This is a genomic window from Candidatus Ruminimicrobium bovinum, assembly GCF_902760015.1.
In the GTDB taxonomy this organism is placed as follows: domain Bacteria; phylum Elusimicrobiota; class Endomicrobiia; order Endomicrobiales; family Endomicrobiaceae; genus Ruminimicrobium; species Ruminimicrobium bovinum.
On record NZ_CACWEU010000192.1, the window covers coordinates 1 to 4,330 of the forward strand.

Here is a 4,330-nt window from a genome sequence, read left to right on the forward strand (position 1 = left end):
ATTACACTTGTAAAGTGGAATTTTTTACATCCTTTGTGTTTGCGACGAACTTTTAGTTTATATTAATTACTTTCTTAAATTAAGTTTTTTTAATATATCTTTATAAGCTTCTTTTTTTGTTCTTTTTAAATAATCCAAAAGACTTCTTCTTTGTCCTATCATTTTTAAAAATCCTACTCTTGAAGCATAATCTTTAGGAAACTTTTTAAAATGCTCCGACAAATAATTAATTCTTGTTGTAAGTAATGCAATTTGAACTTCAGGTGACCCTGTATCGGTTGCATGTGTTTTAAATTGTTCTACTACTTCTTTCTTCTGTAAAGCCATTTATTTCCTCCATATTTTTACAAAAAAACTAAAATTTATAACCAGAAATTTTATTTTACAAAATTATTTTTTATATGTCTATACTCATCGTTTTTAAAATCCGTAGCGGATACCTAAATTCCATGTAAAGTTTTCCGTATCCGTACCTGTTTGATAACCTATAAATCCGTAACAATTTATTCCTTTACCGATATAAGCATTTAATCCCGCCCCGATATCAAAATATCCGCCGGAAAAATCTACGGTTTGTTTTTGATCGGAATATGAAATATCAAATTTATTATTGAAATCATAATTATATGCTGTTTCCAAATAAGGTAACCATCTTTTAATTTTTTGACTTTTGTTTAATAAACCCAATACAAAACCTAATTTACCGTTACATAAAATATTTGAACCATATTTAATTTTGTTGCTATTTGCAGTTAAACTTACTTCTGGCGAATATGCAAATAAAAGTTCCGCTTTCGGTTCAAGTAAAATGTTTTTATTTGTTCCGAACAAAAATTCTTTTCCGATTTCGGCACCGAATGCTGTCTTTGCAGTTTGCGGTTTGAAAGAAATTTCTTCATCGGATGAAGAATAGGTTTTTATATCAAAATCCATCCAGAAATTTCTTAAAGTTAAATCAACAAATAAACCGTTTTGTGCGATATAACTGCCGTAAATACCGACTGATTTTGAGTTGCCGTTTCCGGATCCGTTTTTATTTGAATTTTTGTGTTCGGTTTCAATTTTTCCGATATTTTGAAAACCTGCCATAATACCCAAAAACCATTTATCTCTGTTAATTTTTTCAACAGTTGTTTCGTATCCCTCATCATCTTTATCGATATAAGAAATTGTTTTGTTTATTCTGAAATCATAACCTGCTTCAATACCAAAAATATTCAGTTTTGTTTTTAAATCTTTATTGTAATCAAAATTTTTACCGTAAGCTCTAACCCATACCCCGTTATATTTTTTTAAAGGTGTTCTTCTTATGTCGCCAAGCCGTTTTGACAACTCGTTCATTCCCGTTTTAACAACAAAATTCATAAATTGAGGAGTATTTGATATCGTTACAAAGGAATCTGTTTTTTCTGACGGCGATGCTCCGGTTTTTAAAAACCAACTGTAATTGTCATCCGCATAACCTTGTTGTAACGTATAAACATAAGCGCCTATATCTATTTTTGAATTTTTTAATTTAAAAGTATCGACGGGATTTTTAATTGTCGTATCAACAATTTTTATGCCTTTTTCTGTTTTTGCACCTTGCCCGCCGACATTATTAATATTTAGAATAAATTTGCCTTCAATATTTTTTGTAATTACAATTTTGTCCGTTAAAGAATCATCACCGTTTAATTGAGTATTTAAAGTTATTTGATTGTTTGTTCCCTGCCCTTTAAGTTTTTCAACGGTCAAAGTATTAAAACCTGTATTGTTTGAAACCGATAAATCAACATTACTGTTTGAAATATTTAATTCATTAACTTTCGAACTTTTTTTCATTTTCCAAACCGAATTGCTTGTAAGTGTAAAATTAACCTTGTTTGACTCATTGTCTATAAAACCTTCTATTGTTGAATTTTGTGCGGTTATTCCCGTAATATAGGAAGAAAAAGATTTTTCTTGCGAAGTTAAAAAATGCTCCTTTTCATTTTTAAAACTGCTGTTTATAAAATATATTAAATCGTCTTGTTTTGCCAAAAAACCTGTTTGAGAATTTATATTAATATTTGTATTTCTAAAAGTTGTTGAAGAAGTTTTTCCGGTAAGAAGTGCGAATGTTTTGGCATTACTGTATATATCAATATTACTAACTTCAAATGTTCCGGCTGCATTAACTTGAATTGCTGCCGACGAAGGGTTTATTATATTTATTGTTTTTCTGTCGTTTAAATTTGCCGTTATATTCATTCTTCCGCATGTGAAAAGCCCTATGTTATCGTTATCGGAGTAAATATTTATATTCTCAACGGATATTGTTGTGGATTGGTAACAATCTTTTACAAATTGTGATTGTATTCCTACTTTACTGTTAGAACTTGTATGGATTGTTACATCTTTTTTTGTTGTTTGCAAATTTAATGTTCCGTAATTTCCGCAATAAATTCCTTTTTCATTATTATTAACGGTAATATCTCCCAAAAGTGATAAAGTTGCATAATCTACGGTCGGTGTAGTAAAATAAATGCCGTAAGATTTTGTATTGTCGGAAAAAGAACTTCCCGCAGGTATTGTTGAACTTGTTAAAACTTCAAAACTGTTACCCGCATAAACAAATTGTGCAGCAAATAAAAAAAACAGCAAATATAAAAAAACTTTAATTTTTTTGTTCATTAAGTAATTTTACAAAATCTTTTTCTATTTGGTAAATACCGTATCTTAATTCCTTATAGTTTAATGCAATTTCAAAATCAATAAGCTTTGAATATTCTTCCAATACTCTTAAAGATTCTTCCACTCTTTTAAAATTTGCAATTATTATATTTTTAAGATTTGTTCTTTTATCTTCGGTTGCTTTTCTTCCTACATCTTTTATGCTGTCTCTTTCCGAAATAAGTTGTTCGTATTTGCTTTCCAAAAAAGAAGTTGCTTTATGCCTTATTGTGCGAAGCTGTTTATAAATTTCTTCATTGTTAAAAACAAACCTTGCGCTGTCTTCAATAACGCGCAAACCCTCTTTTGTTCTGTTAAGGTTGGTATCTAAAATTCGTATAAAACTTTTTTCCATTTTTATAATTTATTGCCGTATCTTTCAACTATAAGTTTTATTAAATTTGTTGTTGATTTGCCTTTAACAAACGGGAATCTGTAAACTTTTTTAACAAATTCTCTGCCGATAATATCTTTAATTTTATAGTCGGCACCTTTAACAAGAATATCCGGTTTTATTTGTTTTAATACTTCGTAAGGAGTATTTTGTGAAAAGATAATTACATAGTCTATGGCTGACAATGCGGATAGAACTTTAACTCTGTCTTTTTGGCAAACCAAAGGTCTTTTAGGACCCTTAATATTTGCAAGCGATTTATCGGAATTTATTGCAACAATTAAAACGTCACCTAAGCTTTTTGCTTTTTGAAATAAACTGACATGCCCTACATGTATCAAATCAAAACATCCGTTTGTAAAAACTGCTTTTTTACCTTTTTTTTGCAAATTGCGGACAATTTGAGTTATCTGTTTAAGTGAACAAAATTTATTATTCAAATAATTTTTCCTCTATTATTTTTGATACTATATGAATTAATAAAATGTGGCATTCCTGTATTCTTGCAGTATTTTTTGAAGGTGCACAATAACACATATCGGATTTAACTTTTAACTGACCGCCGTCTAAACCTGTTAAACCGATAACAAACATTCCCATTTTTTTTGCAGAATCAACCGCATTTATAACATTTATGGAATTGCCCGATGTTGTAATTGCTATTGCAATATCACCTTTTTGCGCAAATGCTTCAAGTTGCCTGCTGAAAACATAATCGTAACCGAAATCGTTTCCTATTGCGGTAAGTGTGGATATGTTTTCGGTTAATGCTATTGCCGGAATTGCTTTTCTGTTCTTTTCAAAACGACAAACAATTTCTGCCGCAAAATGAAGTGCATCACTTGCCGAACCGCCGTTACCGAACACTATAAGTTTTTTACCGTTTTGATATGCTTCTATTATTTTATTTGCTATTGTCTGTATATAAACTATTTGCCCTTCGTCGAGCATTTTTTTCTTTGCTTCAATGCTGCCGTTAATAAAATTTTCTATTATTTGTTTGGTTTCCATAAATAAAACCTCCGGTTTTGTAGCTGAGAAGCTGAGCCGGACACTTTGTGTCCTCAGCCGAGCAGCTTAGAGTTTGACAACAAACCTTTTAAAATTTTCTTTTGAAGCACGACTTAACGATAGCTGAGACAGAAAATGTTACATATTTTCTTGGCTTAGTGCTTAGAGCTTAGAGTTTTCGGTATTTTTCGCTAAGGCGAAAAATCTAATTATTTATCAAAAATCGCATAG

General features: G+C 30.3%; 5 protein-coding genes. All 5 read right to left on the reverse strand.

Going from position 1 to position 4,330, the window contains the following annotated elements; translation table 11 throughout:
• Nucleotides 1-66 precede the first annotated feature (66 nt).
• Nucleotides 67-327, reverse strand: a complete 261-nt coding sequence (rpsO, locus tag ACMUOV_RS06465; RefSeq protein ID WP_413854288.1) for a 30S ribosomal protein S15 — start codon at nucleotides 325-327, stop codon at nucleotides 67-69.
• A gap of 93 nt (nucleotides 328-420) precedes the next feature.
• Nucleotides 421-2,655 (reverse strand): autotransporter outer membrane beta-barrel domain-containing protein, encoded by a 2,235-nt coding sequence (locus tag ACMUOV_RS06470; protein WP_413854289.1) that lies wholly within the window; start codon nucleotides 2,653-2,655, stop codon nucleotides 421-423.
• Nucleotides 2,639-3,049: a thiamine-phosphate pyrophosphorylase gene (locus ACMUOV_RS06475; RefSeq protein ID WP_413854290.1), complete on the reverse strand. Its 411-nt coding sequence runs from the start codon at nucleotides 3,047-3,049 to the stop codon at nucleotides 2,639-2,641. Before ACMUOV_RS06475 ends, ACMUOV_RS06470 begins: the two co-directional genes overlap by 17 nt.
• A 2-nt stretch (nucleotides 3,050-3,051) precedes the next feature.
• Nucleotides 3,052-3,528 (reverse strand): adenylyltransferase/cytidyltransferase family protein, encoded by a 477-nt coding sequence (locus ACMUOV_RS06480; RefSeq protein WP_413854291.1) that lies wholly within the window; start codon nucleotides 3,526-3,528, stop codon nucleotides 3,052-3,054.
• Nucleotides 3,521-4,099 carry an SIS domain-containing protein gene (locus ACMUOV_RS06485; RefSeq protein ID WP_413854292.1) on the reverse strand — a complete coding sequence of 193 codons (579 nt, stop codon included), beginning with the start codon at nucleotides 4,097-4,099 and terminating at the stop codon, nucleotides 3,521-3,523. The genes ACMUOV_RS06480 and ACMUOV_RS06485 overlap by 8 nt, the downstream gene beginning before the upstream one ends.
• Between the last annotated feature and the right edge of the window lie 231 nt (nucleotides 4,100-4,330).